At 60.3% G+C, this 17,261-nt stretch carries 27 protein-coding genes; 22 read left to right on the top strand and 5 right to left on the bottom strand.

The genetic code is table 11. The annotated features are described in order from the left end of the window. The first annotated feature begins 71 nt into the window (after positions 1-71). The 6 genes from O1Y97_RS23595 to O1Y97_RS23570 all read left to right on the top strand — a co-directional run bounded on the left by O1Y97_RS23595 (position 72) and on the right by O1Y97_RS23570 (position 4,825). Positions 72-356, top strand: a complete 285-nt coding sequence (locus tag O1Y97_RS23595) for a hypothetical protein (protein ID WP_404801230.1) — start codon at positions 72-74, stop codon at positions 354-356. A 253-nt stretch (positions 357-609) separates the two neighbouring features. Continuing rightward, entirely contained in the window at positions 610-1,527 is a 918-nt protein-coding gene (locus tag O1Y97_RS23590; protein WP_318762595.1) for a DMT family transporter, read from the top strand. A 458-nt stretch (positions 1,528-1,985) separates the two neighbouring features. After that, positions 1,986-3,233, top strand: coding sequence for a tyrosine-type recombinase/integrase (locus O1Y97_RS23585; protein ID WP_108609417.1), 1,248 nt, complete (start codon positions 1,986-1,988; stop codon positions 3,231-3,233). A gap of 85 nt (positions 3,234-3,318) precedes the next feature. Then, positions 3,319-3,543, top strand: coding sequence for a hypothetical protein (locus tag O1Y97_RS23580; protein WP_108609416.1), 225 nt, complete (start codon positions 3,319-3,321; stop codon positions 3,541-3,543). Between the two features lie 20 nt (positions 3,544-3,563). Continuing rightward, the gene (locus O1Y97_RS23575; protein WP_108679485.1) at positions 3,564-4,049 is read left to right on the top strand and encodes a hypothetical protein; all 486 of its coding nucleotides are present in this window, start codon (positions 3,564-3,566) and stop codon (positions 4,047-4,049) included. Beyond that, positions 4,046-4,825 carry a DUF1828 domain-containing protein gene (locus O1Y97_RS23570; protein ID WP_108609414.1) on the top strand — a complete coding sequence of 260 codons (780 nt, stop codon included), beginning with the start codon at positions 4,046-4,048 and terminating at the stop codon, positions 4,823-4,825. The genes O1Y97_RS23575 and O1Y97_RS23570 overlap by 4 nt, the downstream gene beginning before the upstream one ends. A gap of 244 nt (positions 4,826-5,069) precedes the next feature. Here the strand turns inward: O1Y97_RS23570 and O1Y97_RS23565 are convergent, their stop codons facing one another. Next, positions 5,070-5,612, bottom strand: a complete 543-nt coding sequence (locus O1Y97_RS23565) for an Arc family DNA-binding protein (protein ID WP_108609413.1) — start codon at positions 5,610-5,612, stop codon at positions 5,070-5,072. Positions 5,613-5,718: 106 nt separating this feature from the next. On the opposite strand from O1Y97_RS23565, the gene O1Y97_RS23560 reads away from it, so the two are divergent. The 11 genes from O1Y97_RS23560 (at position 5,719) to O1Y97_RS23510 (ending at position 10,788) form a co-directional block, all read left to right on the top strand. Next, positions 5,719-5,907, top strand: a complete 189-nt coding sequence (locus tag O1Y97_RS23560; RefSeq protein ID WP_108609412.1) for an Arc family DNA-binding protein — start codon at positions 5,719-5,721, stop codon at positions 5,905-5,907. A 14-nt stretch (positions 5,908-5,921) separates the two neighbouring features. After that, positions 5,922-6,176 carry a hypothetical protein gene (locus O1Y97_RS23555; protein ID WP_159091731.1) on the top strand — a complete coding sequence of 85 codons (255 nt, stop codon included), beginning with the start codon at positions 5,922-5,924 and terminating at the stop codon, positions 6,174-6,176. Next, positions 6,173-6,400 carry a hypothetical protein gene (locus O1Y97_RS23550; protein ID WP_108609410.1) on the top strand — a complete coding sequence of 76 codons (228 nt, stop codon included), beginning with the start codon at positions 6,173-6,175 and terminating at the stop codon, positions 6,398-6,400. The genes O1Y97_RS23555 and O1Y97_RS23550 overlap by 4 nt, the downstream gene beginning before the upstream one ends. Further along, the gene (locus O1Y97_RS23545) at positions 6,397-6,624 is read left to right on the top strand and encodes a hypothetical protein (protein WP_108609409.1); all 228 of its coding nucleotides are present in this window, start codon (positions 6,397-6,399) and stop codon (positions 6,622-6,624) included. Before O1Y97_RS23550 ends, O1Y97_RS23545 begins: the two co-directional genes overlap by 4 nt. Continuing rightward, positions 6,621-6,851 (top strand): hypothetical protein, encoded by a 231-nt coding sequence (locus O1Y97_RS23540; protein ID WP_108609408.1) that lies wholly within the window; start codon positions 6,621-6,623, stop codon positions 6,849-6,851. Before O1Y97_RS23545 ends, O1Y97_RS23540 begins: the two co-directional genes overlap by 4 nt. Beyond that, positions 6,848-7,057 carry a hypothetical protein gene (locus O1Y97_RS23535; RefSeq protein ID WP_108609407.1) on the top strand — a complete coding sequence of 70 codons (210 nt, stop codon included), beginning with the start codon at positions 6,848-6,850 and terminating at the stop codon, positions 7,055-7,057. Before O1Y97_RS23540 ends, O1Y97_RS23535 begins: the two co-directional genes overlap by 4 nt. After that, positions 7,057-7,821, top strand: a complete 765-nt coding sequence (locus tag O1Y97_RS23530) for a hypothetical protein (RefSeq protein ID WP_108609406.1) — start codon at positions 7,057-7,059, stop codon at positions 7,819-7,821. The genes O1Y97_RS23535 and O1Y97_RS23530 overlap by 1 nt, the downstream gene beginning before the upstream one ends. A gap of 2 nt (positions 7,822-7,823) precedes the next feature. Further along, complete coding sequence (locus O1Y97_RS23525) at positions 7,824-9,575, top strand: bifunctional DNA primase/helicase (RefSeq protein WP_108609405.1); 1,752 nt, start codon at positions 7,824-7,826, stop codon at positions 9,573-9,575. Next, positions 9,572-9,904, top strand: a complete 333-nt coding sequence (locus O1Y97_RS23520) for a hypothetical protein (RefSeq protein WP_159091730.1) — start codon at positions 9,572-9,574, stop codon at positions 9,902-9,904. Before O1Y97_RS23525 ends, O1Y97_RS23520 begins: the two co-directional genes overlap by 4 nt. Further along, positions 9,901-10,419 (top strand): transcription termination/antitermination protein NusG, encoded by a 519-nt coding sequence (gene nusG / locus O1Y97_RS23515; RefSeq protein ID WP_108609403.1) that lies wholly within the window; start codon positions 9,901-9,903, stop codon positions 10,417-10,419. The genes O1Y97_RS23520 and nusG overlap by 4 nt, the downstream gene beginning before the upstream one ends. Positions 10,420-10,617: 198 nt before the next feature. Continuing rightward, positions 10,618-10,788, top strand: a complete 171-nt coding sequence (locus O1Y97_RS23510; protein WP_318762594.1) for a hypothetical protein — start codon at positions 10,618-10,620, stop codon at positions 10,786-10,788. A gap of 1 nt (position 10,789) precedes the next feature. Here the strand turns inward: O1Y97_RS23510 and O1Y97_RS23505 are convergent, their stop codons facing one another. Both O1Y97_RS23505 and O1Y97_RS23500 read right to left on the bottom strand, forming a co-directional pair. Beyond that, the gene (locus O1Y97_RS23505) at positions 10,790-11,098 is read right to left on the bottom strand and encodes a HigA family addiction module antitoxin (protein ID WP_318762593.1); all 309 of its coding nucleotides are present in this window, start codon (positions 11,096-11,098) and stop codon (positions 10,790-10,792) included. 28 nt (positions 11,099-11,126) lie between these two features. Then, complete coding sequence (locus tag O1Y97_RS23500; RefSeq protein WP_318762592.1) at positions 11,127-11,405, bottom strand: type II toxin-antitoxin system RelE/ParE family toxin; 279 nt, start codon at positions 11,403-11,405, stop codon at positions 11,127-11,129. A 92-nt stretch (positions 11,406-11,497) separates the two neighbouring features. On the opposite strand from O1Y97_RS23500, the gene O1Y97_RS23495 reads away from it, so the two are divergent. Continuing rightward, a complete protein-coding gene (locus tag O1Y97_RS23495) occupies positions 11,498-11,746 on the top strand; it encodes a hypothetical protein (RefSeq protein ID WP_318762591.1) in 249 nt (82 codons plus the stop codon). Positions 11,747-11,751: 5 nt separating this feature from the next. Here O1Y97_RS23495 and O1Y97_RS23490 read toward each other — a convergent pair whose 3' ends face one another. Beyond that, positions 11,752-11,940: a hypothetical protein gene (locus O1Y97_RS23490; protein WP_108606083.1), complete on the bottom strand. Its 189-nt coding sequence runs from the start codon at positions 11,938-11,940 to the stop codon at positions 11,752-11,754. A 79-nt stretch (positions 11,941-12,019) separates the two neighbouring features. Between O1Y97_RS23490 and O1Y97_RS23485 the strand changes: the two genes are divergently transcribed. The 3 genes from O1Y97_RS23485 (at position 12,020) to O1Y97_RS23475 (ending at position 15,921) form a co-directional block, all read left to right on the top strand. Continuing rightward, positions 12,020-12,481: a terminase small subunit gene (locus O1Y97_RS23485; RefSeq protein ID WP_318762590.1), complete on the top strand. Its 462-nt coding sequence runs from the start codon at positions 12,020-12,022 to the stop codon at positions 12,479-12,481. After that, complete coding sequence (locus O1Y97_RS23480) at positions 12,468-14,039, top strand: terminase large subunit domain-containing protein (protein ID WP_318762589.1); 1,572 nt, start codon at positions 12,468-12,470, stop codon at positions 14,037-14,039. The genes O1Y97_RS23485 and O1Y97_RS23480 overlap by 14 nt, the downstream gene beginning before the upstream one ends. 211 nt (positions 14,040-14,250) lie before the next feature. Beyond that, positions 14,251-15,921 (top strand): portal protein, encoded by a 1,671-nt coding sequence (locus O1Y97_RS23475; protein WP_318762588.1) that lies wholly within the window; start codon positions 14,251-14,253, stop codon positions 15,919-15,921. Here the strand turns inward: O1Y97_RS23475 and O1Y97_RS23470 are convergent. Then, positions 15,891-16,205 carry a hypothetical protein gene (locus O1Y97_RS23470; RefSeq protein WP_318762587.1) on the bottom strand — a complete coding sequence of 105 codons (315 nt, stop codon included), beginning with the start codon at positions 16,203-16,205 and terminating at the stop codon, positions 15,891-15,893. The genes O1Y97_RS23475 and O1Y97_RS23470 overlap by 31 nt on opposite strands. 28 nt (positions 16,206-16,233) lie before the next feature. Here O1Y97_RS23470 and O1Y97_RS23465 point away from each other — a divergent pair, with 28 nt between their 5' ends. Further along, positions 16,234-17,175 (top strand): hypothetical protein, encoded by a 942-nt coding sequence (locus O1Y97_RS23465; RefSeq protein WP_318762586.1) that lies wholly within the window; start codon positions 16,234-16,236, stop codon positions 17,173-17,175. The last annotated feature ends 86 nt before the right edge of the window (positions 17,176-17,261 follow it).

Genomic DNA, 17,261 nt, shown 5'->3' with positions numbered 1-17,261 from the left:
GCCCCGGTGGAAAGCCGGGGCCACCCATCAAGCGTCCCGGGCGCGGGCTCTATGCCCTGAACTGCTTGCCCTTGAGCCTGAGTGGTTCCTGCGTTTCGTCCCTCGACACCGAACGAGGACGAGCGGACCCGCATGCCCGCCGAAAGTTCTCGGCCATCATCATACGCAAGGTCAGCGAACACGTGGCGCTCGATCCCACTGCCAAGCTGACCTTTGAGGCAAGCGACGGCATCGCGCCGATGCAGCTTCACCAGGCATCGATGCCGCTCGTCCAGGAAGGTGATGTGCATGTCCAGCTGTCCGCCCGGGGCGGCGAGCTGCAAGCCGCGAGACCGTTGGCTGGTCGAACAGGCTAAGGCCACCGCTGCCTGCTGCGGCCCCGCGAAAGGCGATGGCCAGCCGTGCTGTAGCTAGGCGGAAAACCCGACAGGTTGATGGCCCCTGCCGCAGGTGCTAACAATCGAAGATCCTGAATGATGGGTTAGAGACGGATGGCTAGGCCTCCAAGAAGACCCGGTTACGACCATTGCGACGCGGAGAACTGCGCCGGGCGCTAGCCCGTTCGCCGCATCTGCCGCTTTTCCGTAACCGCTTCTGGAGTCCACTGAGATGCGCCATTCACCGCGCTTTCCTCCTGCTGTCCTGCTGGTTGCTGCATGTGCCCTATGGGGTGCTGCAACCGTCCTGAACAAGGCACTGCTTGCGTCAATCAACCCGGTTACGCTGCTGGTCGTCCAGCTTGCGCCGAGTGCCTTGTTCCTGTGGGCTGCCGTTCTTGCAACAGCCTGTCCTGCTCCCGCGAAGTCATATTGGCTTCCGCTGATCGCTCTCGGCGTACTCAACCCCGGCATTTCCTACACGCTCAACTTGATGGGCCTTGCCAGCGTGTCGGCGAGCGTCTCGACGCTGTTGTGGGCCGCCGAGCCGCTGATGATACTTGGCCTGGCTGCGCTGGTTCTCGGAGAGAAAGTCACCTGGCGGCTGCTCCTGGTAATGCTGCTCGGCGGTTTGGGGGTTGGTTTGGTGGCCAACGTCTTCGGCGGTCTCGGAGACGTAACTGCTCCCCAGGGAATACTCTTGCTGCTGGGAGCGGTCCTCTGTTGTGCTGTCTACACCGTGTTTTCGCGAAAGCTGGTCGAAAGCGTCGACCCAGTGTTCACCGTGGCCCTGCAGCAGACGGCTGGGCTAGGTTGGGCTGTTGCTCTGCTGCTCGTCCGTACCCCATTCGGTTCGGTGGACGACTTCCAGACTATCCCTCCAGGCATCCTCGCAACGGCAGCAGTATCCGGCCTTCTATACTATGCTGCCGCATATTGGCTTTACATCGCCGCTCTCCGCTCGGTCCCGGCAGCAGTCGCTGGCAGCTACTTCAACGTGATTCCCATATTCGGAGTTGGGCTTGCCTATGTGTTTCTTGGTGAAACGCTGACACCCATTCAATGGATGGGAGCGAGCGCAATCCTGGCATCGACCTACGTGCTGGTGCGGCTCACCAATGGCATGGGATCTGAGCGATCGGCGGAATGACCGCTCGCCGCCTCCCGTACCCCGACGGCATGTATGCCCCTTATGAACAGGGCGCCACACGCTGCGCCCACGATGTTGGCGCGGACCTTGCGTCGACATAATGACGGCACGTCGATATGGAGCAAGCGGCGACAATTCGAACGCCGTGACGCCCCGGCCGCATTTTCAATGCAGGATGCTTCACGTCGCAGGATGCTTCACGTCGTGAAAAAACAGTGCGTGTTTCAACTGGATGGCTGGTGCCGCTTAGGTGACTCGAACACCTGACCCCATCATTACGAATGTGATCAAAAGGTGTTTTCCGGGGTTTCCAGAAATTTTCCAGTCTTTTCTAACATGCTGATTCAAAAAGGACAATTGCTTTCTATTGTTGGCGGACGTTTTCTCCGGGCTTCCCAAGTTTCCGATTTCGTGGTGAGTATATGGTGAGTTTTTGATGCGGTGTTGGGGTCGGGTGAGTGCCAAAACTGACGAAGGCGGTTGTCGATAGGGCCGAACCGCAGGCCAAACAGTACACCATCTGGTGTTCTGATCTGAAGGGGTTTGGCGTCTCGATCAACACAAGCGGGTCTCGGTCTTACGTCGTAGACTACCGGTCGGCTGAAGGTGCCCGTCGGCGCATGACCATAGGGCGGCATGGCCCCCTGACGACCGAAGAGGCTCGTAAGCTGGCGATCAAGACGTTGGGCAGTACCGTCCAAGGCGAAGATCCGCAGCTCGAACGCCGCACCCGCCGTAAGTCGCTGACTGTCTCCGAACTGGTCGACCAGTATTTCAAAGAGGCCGAGAAGGGGCACGTCCTGGGCCGGGGAGGGAAGCCGAAAAAATCCAGCACACTTGCCACCGACAAGAGCATGGCCGAGGCCCATATCAAGCCGCTTATCGGTCGGCGCCTAGTAATCGACCTGAAGCGTGCAGACATCGTCAAATTCATCCGAGACGTGCAGTCGGGGAAGAGTGCGAAGGCGAAGCAGCTGTCCGGCAAGTTGCGAGGAAGAGTGATCGTGGCTGGCGGCTCCGGTTCGGCGACCAGAACCGTTGCCGCTCTCGGCTCGATCCTTTCGTATGCCGTGGGCGACGGCATCATTGAGACCAACCCGACACATGGAGTGCGCAAGCCAGCAATAGGCAAGCGCGACCGTCGCCTGAGCCCGGATGAGTTCAAGGCTTTCGGCAGGGCGCTTGACGCTGCGTCCGCCGACGAAACAAAGCCGTGGCAGGGTGTTGGCATTCTACGTTTGGCAGCGTTGACCGGCTGTCGGATAGGGGAGGTGGAAAATCTCAAATGGACCGAAGTTGATCTGGCCGGGGAAGTGCTGCAACTCGAAGACAGCAAGACCGGGAAGTCTGTCCGCCCGCTGGGCGCTGCGGCGCGTGCTGTGTTGGCGCGGTTGAACCGGCATCCAGATAACCCGTATGTCTTCCCGGCCGCCACGCTCGACGGCAGGCCGTATGCTGGGATCAAGCGTTTCTATCGCGGGCTGTTCAAGGCAGCGGGGTTAGAGGGCATTACCCCTCATGTGCTCCGGCATTCGTTCGCCAGCGTCGGGGCCGACCTTGGATTTACCGATTCGACCGTTGGCAGTTGTCTGGGGCACTCCGGCAGCGGGATCACCTCACGCTACACGCACCGGCTCGATTCTGTGCTGATTGCCGCCGCCGACAAGATTGCAGCCGAGATTGAGCGGCAAATGGAAGGGCGTTAGCACCTCATTGTGAGCGGAAAAGAAACGCCGGTTGAGATTGTGGCAAGCGGGGAAATTTGGTTGGATTGGCGCAGGGGAGACACTCATGACACCTGAACGCCTATCCGAATGCCTCGCGATCATCCGCTGGACGCCGGACACGCTGGCGCGGGTGCTTGAGTGCGACCTGTTGCTTGTCGAAGCCTGGATGGATGGAGAGATTGAAATTCCGCCGAAGGCAGCAGCTTGGATCGAAGTCCTGGCTCAAACGCACATGGTGGCGGAGACAGGCAAGCCGAAGGGGCTGAAGGGCAAGCGGTTTAGGGGATAGCCCTTGGGAGGGGCCGGGGGATGACGACTAGCGTATTCGATCTAATTCGGGCGGAGAAAAGCAATCTCGAGGTGGGGCCGTGGAAAGAGGGGAAAATCCCTCCGTCCAGCTTCCCGATCAACCGCCCGCGCTCAATCCCGACTGGAGGCGCCTGGAAATGGCGCATGTGCGAGTTTGACGCCCTTGGCTTTCACTGCCGGGTGCTGATCCGCCTCAACGCCGAAACGGACCGATACCACGCCTACATGTCAGTCGACACCGACAGATCAGTCAAGGTGCTTTGTCACCATGAACTGCACATTGGCGATAAGGGATGGCATTGCCACTTTGCCAGCGGTACTATTGAGGACGTAATGGAGGGGGTGCTTCGCGATAGAGACTGCTTCGTCATGAAGGAAGCAGCACCCAGCGCCGCCGCCGCCACGATGTTTACGGTTAATGAGGACAACGCGCTTACAAAGGCAGCGCAGAGGTATAGATTCGAGGCCAAGGGCGGATTAGTGTGACGCTGAAAGACCAGATTTGCAAAGCCTTTTGCGATGGGATCACGGTTCGTGATGTTCCCATGGGCTTGGCTATTGCAACATCCGTCCTTTGGCTGAATGGCGACCGCCTTGCTTTCTATGTGCGCCAGAAGGGTGATCTGGTTCGCCTCGAAGACAGCGGGTCAAGTCTGTTTGATCTCGAAACCAGCGGTGTAGATACATCAACCCCGGCGCGAATGGAACTTATCCAGGCGCTGTGCATGGAATACGGCGTGCTGCTGGATATAGACGAGGCCCAGTTCCAAACGGACTGGCTTCCCGCTGATAGCGTCGGGGTCGCGGCGATCCGCTTCCTGTCCTTCCTGACCCGCCTCCAAGACTTAACCTTCACGACCAAGGAACGAACGGCGAAGACCTTTCGCGATGATCTGATTTCAGCGCTGAAGAAAGAGTTTGGCGACGAGGCGACCATAACGACAGGGGAAGCGCCCATCCCCGCCCTCGCCTACTACACCGTCGATATAGTGATAAAGCATCGCGACGGTAGGACAGCCGCCATTTTCCCCGGCATCGGCGAGCAGAAGGCGCTTGAGGCGATACTTTTCGCCAAAGAAATCGAGCTGAAGAAGATCAGCGGGATCGTGCCATTCCTAATCATCGAGGAAGCCGGCTCGAAAATCTCAAAGCAGACGAAGGCCAAGGCATTGAACAGCGAGCTTGCAATGGCCGCGTGGGATGGTGGCGAGCGCGACGTTCTGGACAAGGTTCGTAGGCGACTTGAACCGTTGGCAGCCTAAGCTACCCTTCTAACCACCTCCTCCCCCAGCCCGCCCTAACCGGCGGGCTTTTTCGTGCGCTGCTGGCGAGGTCGAGCGTCAGATGAACGCTGGCGGGTAAGGTGGAGCCGAGCTTGTCAAGCTCGGGCAAATCGGCGATATACCGTATCGGGATGAACCGCTGATCAGATCGCAGCCCTACCGGGCCGAGCGGCTAGCACTCTCCCCTCGGCTGGACCTCATGACGTCGCCGGGAGTGCGTCAGCTATTCATCATCGCCACCGCCTCGCTTTTCCTTCTCGCGTGCCAATCTTTCCTCCTCGCGCGCGATCTTCGATCCCTCTACAAAACGCTTCAGTTTGGTATCATCACCCTCGGCGGCCTCGTTCAGGGTGCGCTCGAATATGTCGAGCGTCCTAGCATACAGATCACATGCAGCACTGAGCTTGGAAGACTGTTCCTGCAATATGGCAACAAGTCTCTCCAACTCTGCGATTTGTTGGTCCTTGCGCGCCAAGGCCTCAGCGGCGCCATCTGGCGCGGCGAGCGCGCGTTGCAGTTCGTTGACGGCGTCGGTCAAGTAGCGCTTCGTGTCAGCCAGCTCTTGCTCAAGGCGCACTCGTTCCATCGAGCAGTATTGCAACTGCTGCGCCATTCGGAGGAGACCTGGATGCTCTTCTAGCCGAGCGACAATCTCGGCATTCATCGAGCGCCCGCTGGCTTCAGCATCTGCTTTCAAAGCTTCACGCATGCCGTCCGGCAAACGGACCATGAACTGTTCCGAGCCTCTCCCGGGCTTCTTCGTCATCTGCGTTTCCCCAAAAAAAGATAGCACTGTGCTATCGCCCCATTGACGTCAATCATAGCACAATGGTACTGGTATCACCGTGCTACTAACAAGAGGTAAACGGAGCATGACGAAATTCAGCACGACACTGCGGCTTCCCGCCGACGCCAAAGCCTTCATTGAGGCTCAAGCGCAGGAGAATGCCAGTTCGCAAAACAGTGAGATTGTCCGCGCCATTCGCGCGGCCATGAAAGCAAAAGGCCCGGCAGAGGTTGCAGCCTCTCCGAGCCATGTCACCCACCAACTACCGGCTTAATGGAGTTTGATCAGATGACTACCGAACATAGCATTACCACGTCCAAAGGCGCAAGCAGACCCGAATGCAACACCAGTGTGCTCGATGCCGAGGATGCCATCTTCGAGGCCAAGAACTTGGTTCAATGCCTCTTTCTGGCCGTCCATCAACTGCCAAAGGAGAACATGAACCCTCTGGCCACGACGCTCAACTTTGTCTCGATAAGGTTGGATGACGCACTCACTTGTCTTAGCGCGCATGGCGGTAAGGCAGAAGGCGGCTCAGCATGAGCGCCGCCGCAAGACAGACGGACATTGTCCGCGACATCTGCCGAATCGAAACGCTGATGCTGGTCTGCGCACTCGCGCTGGAAGGCAGTCGAGAGCTGACGGAAGGCCCCCGCGACTTGGCGCAGGACCAAATCCGTTCAGTTCTGGAGTACGGCGCCGAGCTGCTCGGCAACGTTGCTGTCGACGCTGAGCGCGCCCTTCCCAAGAAAGGTCTTGGAGCATGAACATCCCCGCTATCACCCCGAGCGTCATCACCAAGTCGTATCAATTGCTCGAACTCTTGGCCGTCCTGGAGCACGCCAGCGCCAATATCGAGCATGCCGGTGGCGGCGAAAACGACGCTGCCAATATGGGCCGCAGCATTGGTTCCACCCTTGGCCTTGCCTTGGAGCTGGCCTCCGATCTGCACGACGTCCTTGAGAAAAATGCTGCCCGGAGTGAAGCATGATCCAGCGCCCACGCCTCCGTCGCAAAGACGTCCCGGCCTATCTGGCGGAGAAGCACGGCATCGATATCGCCGTCTCCACACTCAATAAAATGGCAACCGTCGGCGGGGGGCCGACCATGCAGTATTCCGGCCGCATTCCCCTTTACCACGTCGACGACCTCGAGGCCTGGGCAGCAGCCCGGCTTTCGAAGCCTGTCCGGTCGACATCGGAGAGAGCAGCAGCATGATGAAAGAGCCCAGTGAGCAAGCCCAGCTCGAAGCTTTCGAGGCATACCGCACTGCATTCGAGCACATGCTGTCCGACAGGACGTTCGAGAACGCCATGACTGCCAAGCGTGCCTATTGGCGGTTCATCAGTCTCGTCGACGTTCAATGTGCCGGTGCCAATGTGCTGGCTTTCCGCCCCGCTCGAAACGAAGGAGGCGCTGCCTGATGGCCGGCGGCACATTCGCGGTATCACGCGGCCTCTTCGATCACCCCTTCTTCGCGGATGAGGCCTTCACCGAGCGAGAAGCTTGGGTGTGGTTGCTTGCCGAGGCGGCATGGAAGCCGAGAAGAGTTCGAGGACGATACGGACAGATCGAACTAGAGCGAGGTCAGCTGGCTCATGCGACCCGCTTCATTGCCGTGAAATGGAAATGGTCGGAAGCGCGAGTGAGACGGTTTCTCGCGCGGTTGAAAAGTGACGCAATGATTGACGCAGTGGCCGACGCGCAGACGACGCGCATAACCATATGTAATTACGACGAATATCAGAAAATGAATCGTGTCGTCGACGCAGACAACGACGCGCGTAATGACGCACAGACGACGCTCGCTCGACGCTCGAACGACGCGCGCTCGACGCTCGCTCGACGCAAAGAAGAAAAAGGGGAAAACATAGAAGGAAAAGAAACACCTATCGGTGTTTCCAAAAATCGGGGCCTTCGCCTTCCATCCGACTGGGCCTTGCCGAAGGACTTGGCTGATTGGGCACTTGCCGAAGGTCTGTCCGAATTCGAGGTCAGGCGGGAAGCGGACAAGTTCCGGGATTATTGGCACAACGTCCCCGGCAAGGGCGGCATCAAGCTCGACTGGAGCCTGACCTGGAAGAACTGGGTTCGCAAGGCGGTCGAGGGTCGTAAGCGCACTGCTGCCCCCGGGATCCGAGATGCAAGCGGCAACCTCACCAACAAGTTTCTGTTTGCGAGGGGCTGACGATGGCGGACGTTCGCGCAGCCCTTTCCGAGCACGGCATTCGCCTCCGGGACGACAAGACCGGAAGCCACAAGACGACATGTCCGAACTGCTCCAGCACTCGGCGCAAGAAAGCTGACCCCTGCCTGTCTGTCACGGTCGAGGCCGATGGTCGTGCAGTTTGGAACTGCCACCATTGCGGCTGGAGCGGCGCCACAGGTGGCGAAGGCTACAGGCCGGCAGTCGAGCGTCGGACTTACCGCAAACCCGAGCGCGTGCAGCAGCCGCAGAGACCGGACACGCTGGTCGCCTGGTTCGAGAAGCGCGGGATTTCGGCGGCCACTGTCGAGAGGTTCGGGGTCTACAAAACCCGGCAGTGGTTCCCTCAGACGGAACGCGAGGAAGATTGCATCGCCTTCCCCTACGAGTGGGCCGGGCAGTTGCGAAACGTGAAGTACCGCACCGCCGAGAAGCACTTCCGGCAGGAAAAGGACCCGGAGCCGACCTTCTTCAATGCAGACAGGATTGAAGAAGGCGAGGATTTGATCGTCTGCGAAGGCGAGGTCGACGTGATGTCATTCGCCGACGCTGGATTCGAACACGTGGTTTCGCTGCCCAATGGGGCGCCGTCTGGCCCTGAGACCAGCGACAAGCGCTATGAGCCGTTCGGGACGCACTGGGAGGCAATCTCCAAGGTCAGGCGTGTGCTGATCGCCACCGACATGGATGAGCCGGGCGAGCTACTGGCCCAAGAGATAGCCAAGCGCGTTGGCCGTGATCGCTGCTTCCGGGTGCGCATGCCGACACTCGGCGATGTCCAGTGCAAAGACGCCAACGAATGCCTGAGCAGCCATGGCGCGGACGTTCTGCGCGAGTGCATCGCGAATGCCGAGCCGTGGCCGATTGACGGTCTGCACGACGTCGAAGCGTTCTCGCTGAGCGTCATGGATCTCTATGACGGCAAAGGTCCCCAGCCGTTGACCACCGGGTTTTACGAACTCGACAAGGCCTTCAAATACATTCCAGGGCAATTCATTGCCGTTACCGGCGTTCCGAACCACGGCAAGTCGCGCGTCATCGACCAGATCGCAGTGCAGACCGCCCGGCTGCGAAACGAGAAATGGGCCATGTTCTCGCCAGAAACCGGCGAGGCAAACCACATCGCCGACCTATGCGAAATCTGGGCCGGCGGACCCTTTCATGACGGGCCGACGCCGAGGCTGACAAAGCAGGATGTGTTGGACGCCATGACGTGGCTCAACGAGCGCATCTATCTGCTTGGTGCTGTAGAGCATACCCCCTCCATAGACTGGCTTTTGGAGCGGGCGCGAGCCGCGGTGATCCGCTATGGCGTCAAGAACGTCGTCTTCGATCCCTACAACGAGATCGAAGCATCGCGGCCGGAAAAACTGACGGAGACAGAATTCGTTTCGCAGTTGATCTCGAAGTGCAAGCGTTTTGCCAAGCACCATGAGTGCACGGTCTGGATGGTCATTCACCCGACCAAACTGAAACCCGGCGAAGACGGGAAAGACCCGGTCCCCAGCCTGTACGACCTGGCCGGCAGTGCGCACTGGCGTAACAAGGCCGATGCGGGTTTGGTCGTGTATCGGGACTACGAGAACGAAACCACCTTCGTCATCTCCAAAAAGATCAGGCGCCAGCCGATTTGCGGTCGGCCAGGCTCTGTCAAGTTCGAGTTCATCGGCGCCGACCGACGCTTCCGTGACTATCCCGACAGCTACGCCACGCTTGGCAGTAAGGACGGAGCATGAAACCTGAGGCCCACTACATTATGCCTGACGAGTTGGGCGGTCTGCGCGACTGGCTCGCCAAGCAAGGCGTTGATGTCGACCACCTCAAGACCGAGCGCCAGGCGCTCTATCTCGGGACGGTGCTCGGTCGGCGAAAGGTGCGGATGCCTAAACGGGGCCGCCCATGCTTCCCAGCCTTGCTGCATCTTCAGTCACTTCTCAGCCTTCGCGGATATCGTCCGAAGGATTGGGACAAATACCAGCAGAACAAGCTTGGGACCTTCGGCCCTGCCTCTGAAGGCCGCCGCATAGATCCCGCCGAATATCTGTCGACGAAGGAAGCCAAATGAAGCAAGCCACCGACACGGTACGCTGGTACGTCGTCCGCGCGCGACCGTCACTGGAACTCAAGGCAGCAGAGGAAATCGCCGGTTTTGGCCAGGTGGTCTACGTGCCGCGGTTCCGCAAGGAATACAAACACGCCCGGCACAAGCGCTGGTCGGTCAAGTATTTCTCGCTGCTGACCGGCTACCTGTTCGTGCTGGCGTCGGATCACTGGCCGCGCGTGCTGGACTGCGAGAGCGTCGATTGTGTCTTGCGCTCCAACAACGGCGAGCCGGTGCCTATCCCTGATGCAACAGTGCAGGCGATCCGGGCGAAGCAGGAAACCGGTGAGTACGACGAGATGCGGGTACATGGGCGGATGGAAGCCGGTTCCTCGGTCAAGGTGATCAGCGGCGCGCTTGCCGGCCTGCATGGGCCTGTCTCTGCCTCAACCGACGAACACGTCATCATGATGCTGCAGATGTTCGGTCGGGAAGTGGCCGTGAAGGCCCCTCTTGTAATCCTTGGGCAGGCAGGTTAATTTCGGGGCCGTAATGATTTGGCGATTTGCTCGTCTGTGCGGGGCCTGAGAGTCACACGCCGGAGCAATGCGGGGCAGATCGCCACCCCGGCCACAGGGGAAATGCGCCCTCTTTACAGTCGCCAAGAAAATCGGAACAAAGCAAGCAGCGTGGGTGTTGTTCCGGGGCGGCATATGTCGCCGCTCTAGGAGGCAAAGATGCCGAAAATCATCCCCACCAACAAGGCCCGACAAGGCAATCGAGGATGGCAGGTTTTGCTGGTCCTTGTAGGAGCGCTGATCCTTGCCGCAATAGTCTGGGGTGGTGTCGAGCTATACGGCGAAAGTATCGACCAGAACGCTAGCCAGCAAGGCGAACTGGCCGACTAGCCTAAGCCGCATGCAGCGTCGGGATGTTGCTGACGTCAACCTCACGCTCGACGTGCCAAGCATCGTAAGCGGCCTGCATCCTGAGCCAGACGCCGGCACCATCGCCGAACATCTTGCCGAGGCGAGCAGCTACAGCCGGGGACACCGGCTTCTTCTCGCGGATAATGTCATAGAGCTGCTGGCGGGAGATTCCGAGCAGTTCCGCAATCTCCACCTTCGTCTTCCCGGTTGCCGGGATGATGTCTTCCAGCAGAGCCCCAGGGTGGGAGGGGCAACGCTCGGTCGGCCTCGTCGGCGCGTGTACGCTCATCGCGGACTTCTCCAATCTACCTGCCGCCTCAATGGTATTGCTCGAAATCGACGCGGGCGGCGTCTGTGCCGTCGAATTCGAATGTGATGCACCACGGGCCGTTCACATGGACGGTGTAGCGCGTCGGGTTGAAGCCTTTCAGCGAGTGGAAGTCAAAACCCGGCAGGTTCATGTCTTCCGGCTTCTCGGCCACGTCCAGACGGTCAAGCCGAACCAGAATGCGCTTCTGCATCTTGGCGTCAATCTTTGACGTCTTCCCGGTTTGGAAGAGGTCTGCCAACGCCTTGTTTTTGAACGACTTGATCATGGGTATATGTAAGCCAATCGCTTACACCATGTCAAGCGTCTGTAAGCGAAAAACTTACACGTTTTCCATTTTCTTTTGTCGAGGTTCGCACCATGTCGAGTAATCACGTGGTCAAGCTCGTCCCTAAGTCGCAAGAGCACCGGGACGGCGTGGTCAAAACTCTCAAGAACATGCTGGAGATTGCCGAGCGCGGCGACCTGCTCGGCATTGCCATTGCAGCCGTCGACAATGAAGGCTGCACCCAGTCGGCCTTCGAACCCGGCATCAGCATTGCAACCCTGATCGGCGCCAACGAACGCCTCAAGCACCGCCTGCTGGAATACAGGGACGGCGATGTCTGACCGCTTCAATGCTTGGTCGATTGCGGTCTGCGCCCCTTAGCAAGCTCGTCAGCATAGGACGCTGCCGCCTCTCCACTCTCGAACCGCCGCGCCTCAACCTTGCCGTCCGGCAGAAAGGTTACGGCGAGATACGGCAGACCGGGGAACGGTGGCGGGTAAACCGCATAGCCGACGATTGGCTTCGTCTCGCTCATCTCTGAATTCCCTTCCTTCTGCCTCAAGCCCACTGAGGTCTTGGAGGTTCCCAATTAATGGAGCGCGCTGAGCGAACCAATGTCTGAGCTTACTGTCAAACAAGAGGCATTCGCTCTCGCCTATGTCGAGACAGGCAATGCCTCGGAAGCCTATCGGCGCTCGTATGAGGTAGGGGCTGACACCAAGCCGGAATCGGTCTGGCAGGCCGCCTCTCGCGTCTTAGCCGACGTCAAGGTGTCGTCAAGGGTCAAGGAACTCCAGCAGGAAGCCCGCGACCTCGTCATGGTTTCGGTAGGCACACTGACGCAGGAGCTGGAAGAAGCCCGCGCGCACGCCATGAAAGACGAGAAGGGCGCATCTGCTGCGGTCTCTGCCATCATGGGCAAGGCCAAGCTGCATGGCATGCTCGTTGAGAAGGCGGAAGTAACCGGCAAGGATGGCGCGCCGCTCACTTCGACGGTGGATGACCTCTCCAAGAACGACATTGCCCGCCGCGTGGCCTTCCTCCTTGCGCAGGGGCTGAACAGTGCAGCTAAGTGAAGTCCTCGCCGCCCTCGATGCACTGCCAGCGGAAGCACGGCAGGAGGTGATTGACGAGGCGGTGAAGGCCTCGGTCGGCCGCTACATGATCCCGAACCCCGGCCCGCAAACAAACGCATGGTTCTCCGAAGCGGATGAAACCTTCTATGGCGGCTCTGCCGGTGGCGGCAAGACGACGCTGATTTGCGGCCTCGGCGTGGAAGAGTACCAGCCGGCGCTGATCCTTCGCAGGCAGGCGACCCAGCTCAAGGGCATTGAGGACGAACTAGCCCGGATGCTGGGCACGCGTGACGGCTACAACAGCCAGTCGCATGTCTGGCGTCTGCCGAGCGGCGGCAAGATCGAGCTGGGCGGCGTGCCGCATGAAGCTGACAAGGAAAAGTATCAGGGCCGCGCTCACCGCCTGAAGGCCTTCGACGAGATCACTCAGTTCACGGAAAGCCAGTATCGCTACATCATCGGCTGGCTTCGCGATGCGCAGGGCCGTCGCTGCCGTGTGGTCTGTACTGGCAACCCGCCAACGTCGGCTGAAGGCATGTGGGTCCTTCGGTATTGGGCACCATGGCTCGACAAGAGCCATCCGAACCCGGCAGCACCTGGCGAACTGCGGTGGTTCACGACGATTGACGGCGAGGACAGGGAAGTCGACGCGGACTATGTCGGGCCAAAGGGCGAACGGCCACGGTCTCGGACCTTCATCCGGTCGATGCTGGAAGACAATCCCGACCTGATGGCGACGGGGTACGCCTCGCAGCTCGAAAGCCTTCCTGACGAGATCCGCGAACGCCTCCGCTATGGCTCGTTCGAACCCGACGGCAAGGACGATCCCTGGCAGGTGATCCCGACCAAGTGGATACGGGAGGCGCAAGCGCGGTGGGTGGACATACCGCCTGAACTACCCATGACGGCAGTTGCCGCTGACGTCGCGCAGGGTGGACCGGACAAGACGCAAATCCAGAGCAGGCGCGATTGGTGGTATTCGCGCTTCACCAGCTATCCCGGCAGTGAGACACCGGACGGCCCGACCGTCGCCGGCCTGATCATCAAGGAAATGCGGGACAGGTGCCGGGTCGTGGTCGATGCCGGTGGCGGCTATGGCGGTGACACACTGACCCAGCTCGCCCATTCCGATGTCGACTGCTTCGGCTTCAAGGGTGGCAATCCCTCGGCCTCATCCACCCGTGAAGGCATGTACGGCTTCTACAATCTCAGAGCGCAAGCCGTCTGGCAGTTCCGCGAACAGCTCGACCCGGCCTACGGCTCGCGGATCGCCCTTCCTCCTGACCCAGAGCTTGAGGCTGATCTGGCCGCCTTCCGGTACGAAATCCGGGCTCGTGGTGGTGGTGAAGAGATCATCGTCCTGCCGAAAGAACTGATGCGCGAACAGCTTGGCCGCTCACCCGACAAGGGCGACACGACGATCATGCTGTCGGCATCGAGCATGGGCGGGCTGAAGCGCCCGAAGGCCGCGCAAGAGCGGCGAGAACAATCAAGGATGCGGCTTCAGTCCGTGACATCCAACAGTGCCTTGAAGGCCAAACTGCGAGGGAAACGCTGATGAGCGGACTTTTCGGAGGCAAGCAGAAATACCCGGAGCCGGAGCCGCCGGCCACGATGCCGGACCCTGAAGACCCGTTGGCGAAGCGCCAGCGCAGTCGGACGCGCTCCCTGGCTCCAGCCGCCAAAAGCAGCGCGGCCACTGACCGCCTTGCGCCTGTGCCTGGCACGATTGGGCGTGAGTTCTCGCGCGGAACCCTCGGGGCCAGCTGATGACCGATCAGGCAGGCCGCGACCTGATGGACATCGATACGCGCCTCTTCAATGCGAAGGGGTCGCTCGATAGCCTGTATCAGGAAATCGCCGAGTTCCTTTTCCCAGAGCGGGCCGACTTCACGACAGAAATCGTGCTGGGGCAGGAGTTCGCCTCGCACCTGACGGACGCCACGCCTGTCCTGATGCGGCGCGAGCTTGGAGACCAGATCGGGTCCATGGTGCGGCCCGACGGTCGCCAGTGGTTCAAGGCGGCGGCTTCAAACAAGCGCGTTGGCCGTGATCGCCATGCTGCTTCGTTCCTCGAATTCATGACGGACGTGAACAGCGCCATCCTGAATTCGAAGGACAGCGGATTTCGCCGCGGCGCGCAGCAGGTTGAACATGACTTCGCTACGTTCGGCATGGGCTGGCTTCAGGTCAGCTACAACCGGAACCGGGATAACCTGCTCTATCGCTGCCACCATCCGAAGCACATGGCCGGGCAGGAAGGCCCAGACGGCCAGGCGAACCATGTTCACCGCAAGTGCGACATGACGGCCCTCGCGATGGCTCACCACTTCGGCGAGACGAAGCTTCCCCAGTCGGTGAAGAACGCGCTGCGCGACAAGGACATCAAGACGACGTTCAAGGTCCGGCACATCTTCATTCCGCTGGAGCTGTACCAGCCCTATCGCAAGTTCCCGAAGGGCGCGAAGTGGGCTGACGTCTATGTCACAGAAGACGGCACGATCCTTCAGGAGCTTCCGGCCTTCACCTTCGACTATGTCGTGCCTCGCTGGCAGCTGCTCTCCGGCAAATTCTACGCGGTGTCTTCGGCGGCGACGATTGCACTGACCGAAAGCCGCATGCTCCAGCGCATGAAGATGACGATCATCGAGGCGGGCGAAAAGCAGGTTGACCCGCCGCTGGTCGCCGCGCAGGACGTCATTCAATCGCCCATCGACCTCAGTGCTAACGGCGTGACCTTCATTGATGCCGAGTATGACGAACGCCTCGGCGCTGCTCTCCGTGTGCTGGACCTGGGCAAGAATGTCGGCCTGGGTGTGGATCTCATCAATGACCAGCGCAACCAGCTGGGCGATGCGTTCTTCCTGAGCAAGCTCCAGCCGATTGCACAGGCCGACAAGACCATGACGGCCTATGAGGCTGCGCAGCGCGTGCAGGAGTGGATTCGGAATGCCATGCCGCTGTTCGGCCCTGTCGAGCATGAGTGGACTGGCGCTGTCCTCGATCTGACCACGGAAAAGGTCATGCGAGCCGGCGGTTATGGCCCGGTGGATCGGAACGGCATCCCAGAAGACATGCCGGACAGCCTGCTCGGGCAGAATATCCAGTACGAGTTCAACAACGCTCTGAAGGAAGCCCGCGACCGCCAGGTCTTGAACGCGTTTCAGGAAGGCGCGCAGGTCCTACAAGCAGGTACATCACTCGATCCGTCCCTTGCGGGTGAGGTCGATGTGCGAACGATGTTCCGCGATGCCTTTGCGGCGGTGCCCGGTGGCCGGGCCGACTGGCTGATCGACGCCGAAGAGGCCGCTGCGAACCGCCAGAGGATGCAGCAGGCCATGGCAGGCCAGCAGGAAATGCAGCAACTCGGCAATGGCGCTGCGGTAGCCACGCAAGTCGGCGATGCCGCTCAGTCGATCAGGGCGGCGCTCGGACAATGAGCCAGAAGCACTACCGCCCATGGCACCCTGTCATGGTTCGCCGTGACAATGAGATGCCCCGGAACGATCTGGAAATCCGCAAGGCCGATTGCGCAGCGCTTCAGGCGCTCGCTGCCGGGGTTGCGAATGAGGATCAGCAGAAGCGCGCCCTCGGGGCGATCCTCCACATTTGCAGCATCCATCAACCATCGTGGATGCCAGCAGAGCACGGTGGCGAGCGGGACAGTTCCTTCGCCGCCGGAAAGCAGCATGTCGGCTTCCAGATCAAGAAGCTGATCACCCATTCCCTTTCCATTTTGACAGGTGAAACCAATGACCGACCAGCCCACGACCGAAGCACCGGCAAACCAGCCGACGAACGTAACGCCGACCGCGCCAAACCCTAACCCTCCTGCCCCCACGGCACAGGCCCCGGCGCCTACCCAGACGCCGCCGGCACCAGCGCCGGCAGCTGCCCCTGCCGCCGATGCGGCTCTTCAGTCGTTCCGCGAGCAACTGGCCGGTGGTGACGCCGCCATGATGAAGCAGCTGGAGCGGTACAAGTCGGCTGACGATATTTCGAAGGCCTTCCGCGAGGGCTACAAGAACGCCAAGAACGGCGGCAAGCAGGTCGAGCTGACCGACAAGTCGACGCCGGAAGAGGTGAAGGCCTATCGCGAGGCGAACGGCATCCCCGAAGACGTCACGCAGTACCCGGGCGACTTCCGCCAGGGCTTCGAGGTCACGGACGCCGACAAGGCGATCCTCGCCGACTTCAAGGCCGCCATGCATGAGCGGAACGTGCCGCCGAAGGTCGCTGCGGCTGCGCTCGATTGGTATCAGGACTTCGCCGCCACTCAGGCTCAAGAACTGAACGCCCAGCTTGCGAAGGTTGCCGGCGAGACGCAGAACGCGCTGCGGACCGAGTGGGGCGGCGAGTACGACGGCCAGATCGGCGCGGCGCAGGAGTTGATGAAGGCGCACCTCGGCGAGGACGGTTTCGGCAGTATGATGGGCCTCCGCCTCATGGACGGCTCGCGGTTGCAGGACAATCTGCCGTTCGTGAAGATGATGGCGACCATCGGCGCCGATTACTACGGTGGCACTGCCATCCTCACGGGAGACATCGAGGCGACCGGCAAGACACTGGAAGCGCAACAGCAGGAGTTGCTGGCGCTCCGCGTCTCGGACCCCGAAAAGTACAAGAGTGACGCTGTGCAGAGCAAGCTGACGAAGATCTATGCCCAGCTCGAAAAGATAAACGCCCGGAAGTGATCCAGGCGTCAGACTGACCGCGGCATCCCGGTTCCCGGCCCCGCAAACCTCCCGAAAATACAAGCTGATGTGACGCCCCGCGCCGG

The organism is Aminobacter niigataensis, assembly GCF_946995915.1.
In the GTDB taxonomy this organism is placed as follows: domain Bacteria; phylum Pseudomonadota; class Alphaproteobacteria; order Rhizobiales; family Rhizobiaceae; genus Aminobacter; species Aminobacter niigataensis.
The sequence above is the reverse complement of the archived record's forward strand: the minus strand, read 5'-3'. Positions and strand labels throughout refer to the sequence as shown.

Excerpts from the sequence above, each read along its gene's own strand:
- O1Y97_RS23590 (WP_318762595.1), top strand. The coding sequence starts at position 610 with ATGCGCCATTCACCGCGCTTTCCTCCTGCTGTCCTGCTGGTTGCTGCA.
- O1Y97_RS23580 (WP_108609416.1), top strand. The coding sequence starts at position 3,319 with ATGACACCTGAACGCCTATCCGAATGCCTCGCGATCATCCGCTGGACG.
- O1Y97_RS23575 (WP_108679485.1), top strand. The coding sequence starts at position 3,564 with ATGACGACTAGCGTATTCGATCTAATTCGGGCGGAGAAAAGCAATCTC.
- O1Y97_RS23565 (WP_108609413.1), bottom strand. The coding sequence starts at position 5,612 with ATGACGAAGAAGCCCGGGAGAGGCTCGGAACAGTTCATGGTCCGTTTG.
- O1Y97_RS23560 (WP_108609412.1), top strand. The coding sequence starts at position 5,719 with ATGACGAAATTCAGCACGACACTGCGGCTTCCCGCCGACGCCAAAGCC.
- O1Y97_RS23555 (WP_159091731.1), top strand. The coding sequence starts at position 5,922 with ATGACTACCGAACATAGCATTACCACGTCCAAAGGCGCAAGCAGACCC.
- O1Y97_RS23550 (WP_108609410.1), top strand. The coding sequence starts at position 6,173 with ATGAGCGCCGCCGCAAGACAGACGGACATTGTCCGCGACATCTGCCGA.
- O1Y97_RS23545 (WP_108609409.1), top strand. The coding sequence starts at position 6,397 with ATGAACATCCCCGCTATCACCCCGAGCGTCATCACCAAGTCGTATCAA.
- O1Y97_RS23540 (WP_108609408.1), top strand. The coding sequence starts at position 6,621 with ATGATCCAGCGCCCACGCCTCCGTCGCAAAGACGTCCCGGCCTATCTG.
- O1Y97_RS23535 (WP_108609407.1), top strand. The coding sequence starts at position 6,848 with ATGATGAAAGAGCCCAGTGAGCAAGCCCAGCTCGAAGCTTTCGAGGCA.
- O1Y97_RS23530 (WP_108609406.1), top strand. The coding sequence starts at position 7,057 with ATGGCCGGCGGCACATTCGCGGTATCACGCGGCCTCTTCGATCACCCC.
- O1Y97_RS23525 (WP_108609405.1), top strand. The coding sequence starts at position 7,824 with ATGGCGGACGTTCGCGCAGCCCTTTCCGAGCACGGCATTCGCCTCCGG.
- O1Y97_RS23520 (WP_159091730.1), top strand. The coding sequence starts at position 9,572 with ATGAAACCTGAGGCCCACTACATTATGCCTGACGAGTTGGGCGGTCTG.
- nusG (WP_108609403.1), top strand. The coding sequence starts at position 9,901 with ATGAAGCAAGCCACCGACACGGTACGCTGGTACGTCGTCCGCGCGCGA.
- O1Y97_RS23510 (WP_318762594.1), top strand. The coding sequence starts at position 10,618 with ATGCCGAAAATCATCCCCACCAACAAGGCCCGACAAGGCAATCGAGGA.
- O1Y97_RS23505 (WP_318762593.1), bottom strand. The coding sequence starts at position 11,098 with ATGAGCGTACACGCGCCGACGAGGCCGACCGAGCGTTGCCCCTCCCAC.
- O1Y97_RS23500 (WP_318762592.1), bottom strand. The coding sequence starts at position 11,405 with ATGATCAAGTCGTTCAAAAACAAGGCGTTGGCAGACCTCTTCCAAACC.
- O1Y97_RS23495 (WP_318762591.1), top strand. The coding sequence starts at position 11,498 with ATGTCGAGTAATCACGTGGTCAAGCTCGTCCCTAAGTCGCAAGAGCAC.
- O1Y97_RS23490 (WP_108606083.1), bottom strand. The coding sequence starts at position 11,940 with ATGAGCGAGACGAAGCCAATCGTCGGCTATGCGGTTTACCCGCCACCG.
- O1Y97_RS23485 (WP_318762590.1), top strand. The coding sequence starts at position 12,020 with ATGTCTGAGCTTACTGTCAAACAAGAGGCATTCGCTCTCGCCTATGTC.
- O1Y97_RS23475 (WP_318762588.1), top strand. The coding sequence starts at position 14,251 with ATGACCGATCAGGCAGGCCGCGACCTGATGGACATCGATACGCGCCTC.
- O1Y97_RS23470 (WP_318762587.1), bottom strand. The coding sequence starts at position 16,205 with ATGGGTGATCAGCTTCTTGATCTGGAAGCCGACATGCTGCTTTCCGGC.
- O1Y97_RS23465 (WP_318762586.1), top strand. The coding sequence starts at position 16,234 with ATGACCGACCAGCCCACGACCGAAGCACCGGCAAACCAGCCGACGAAC.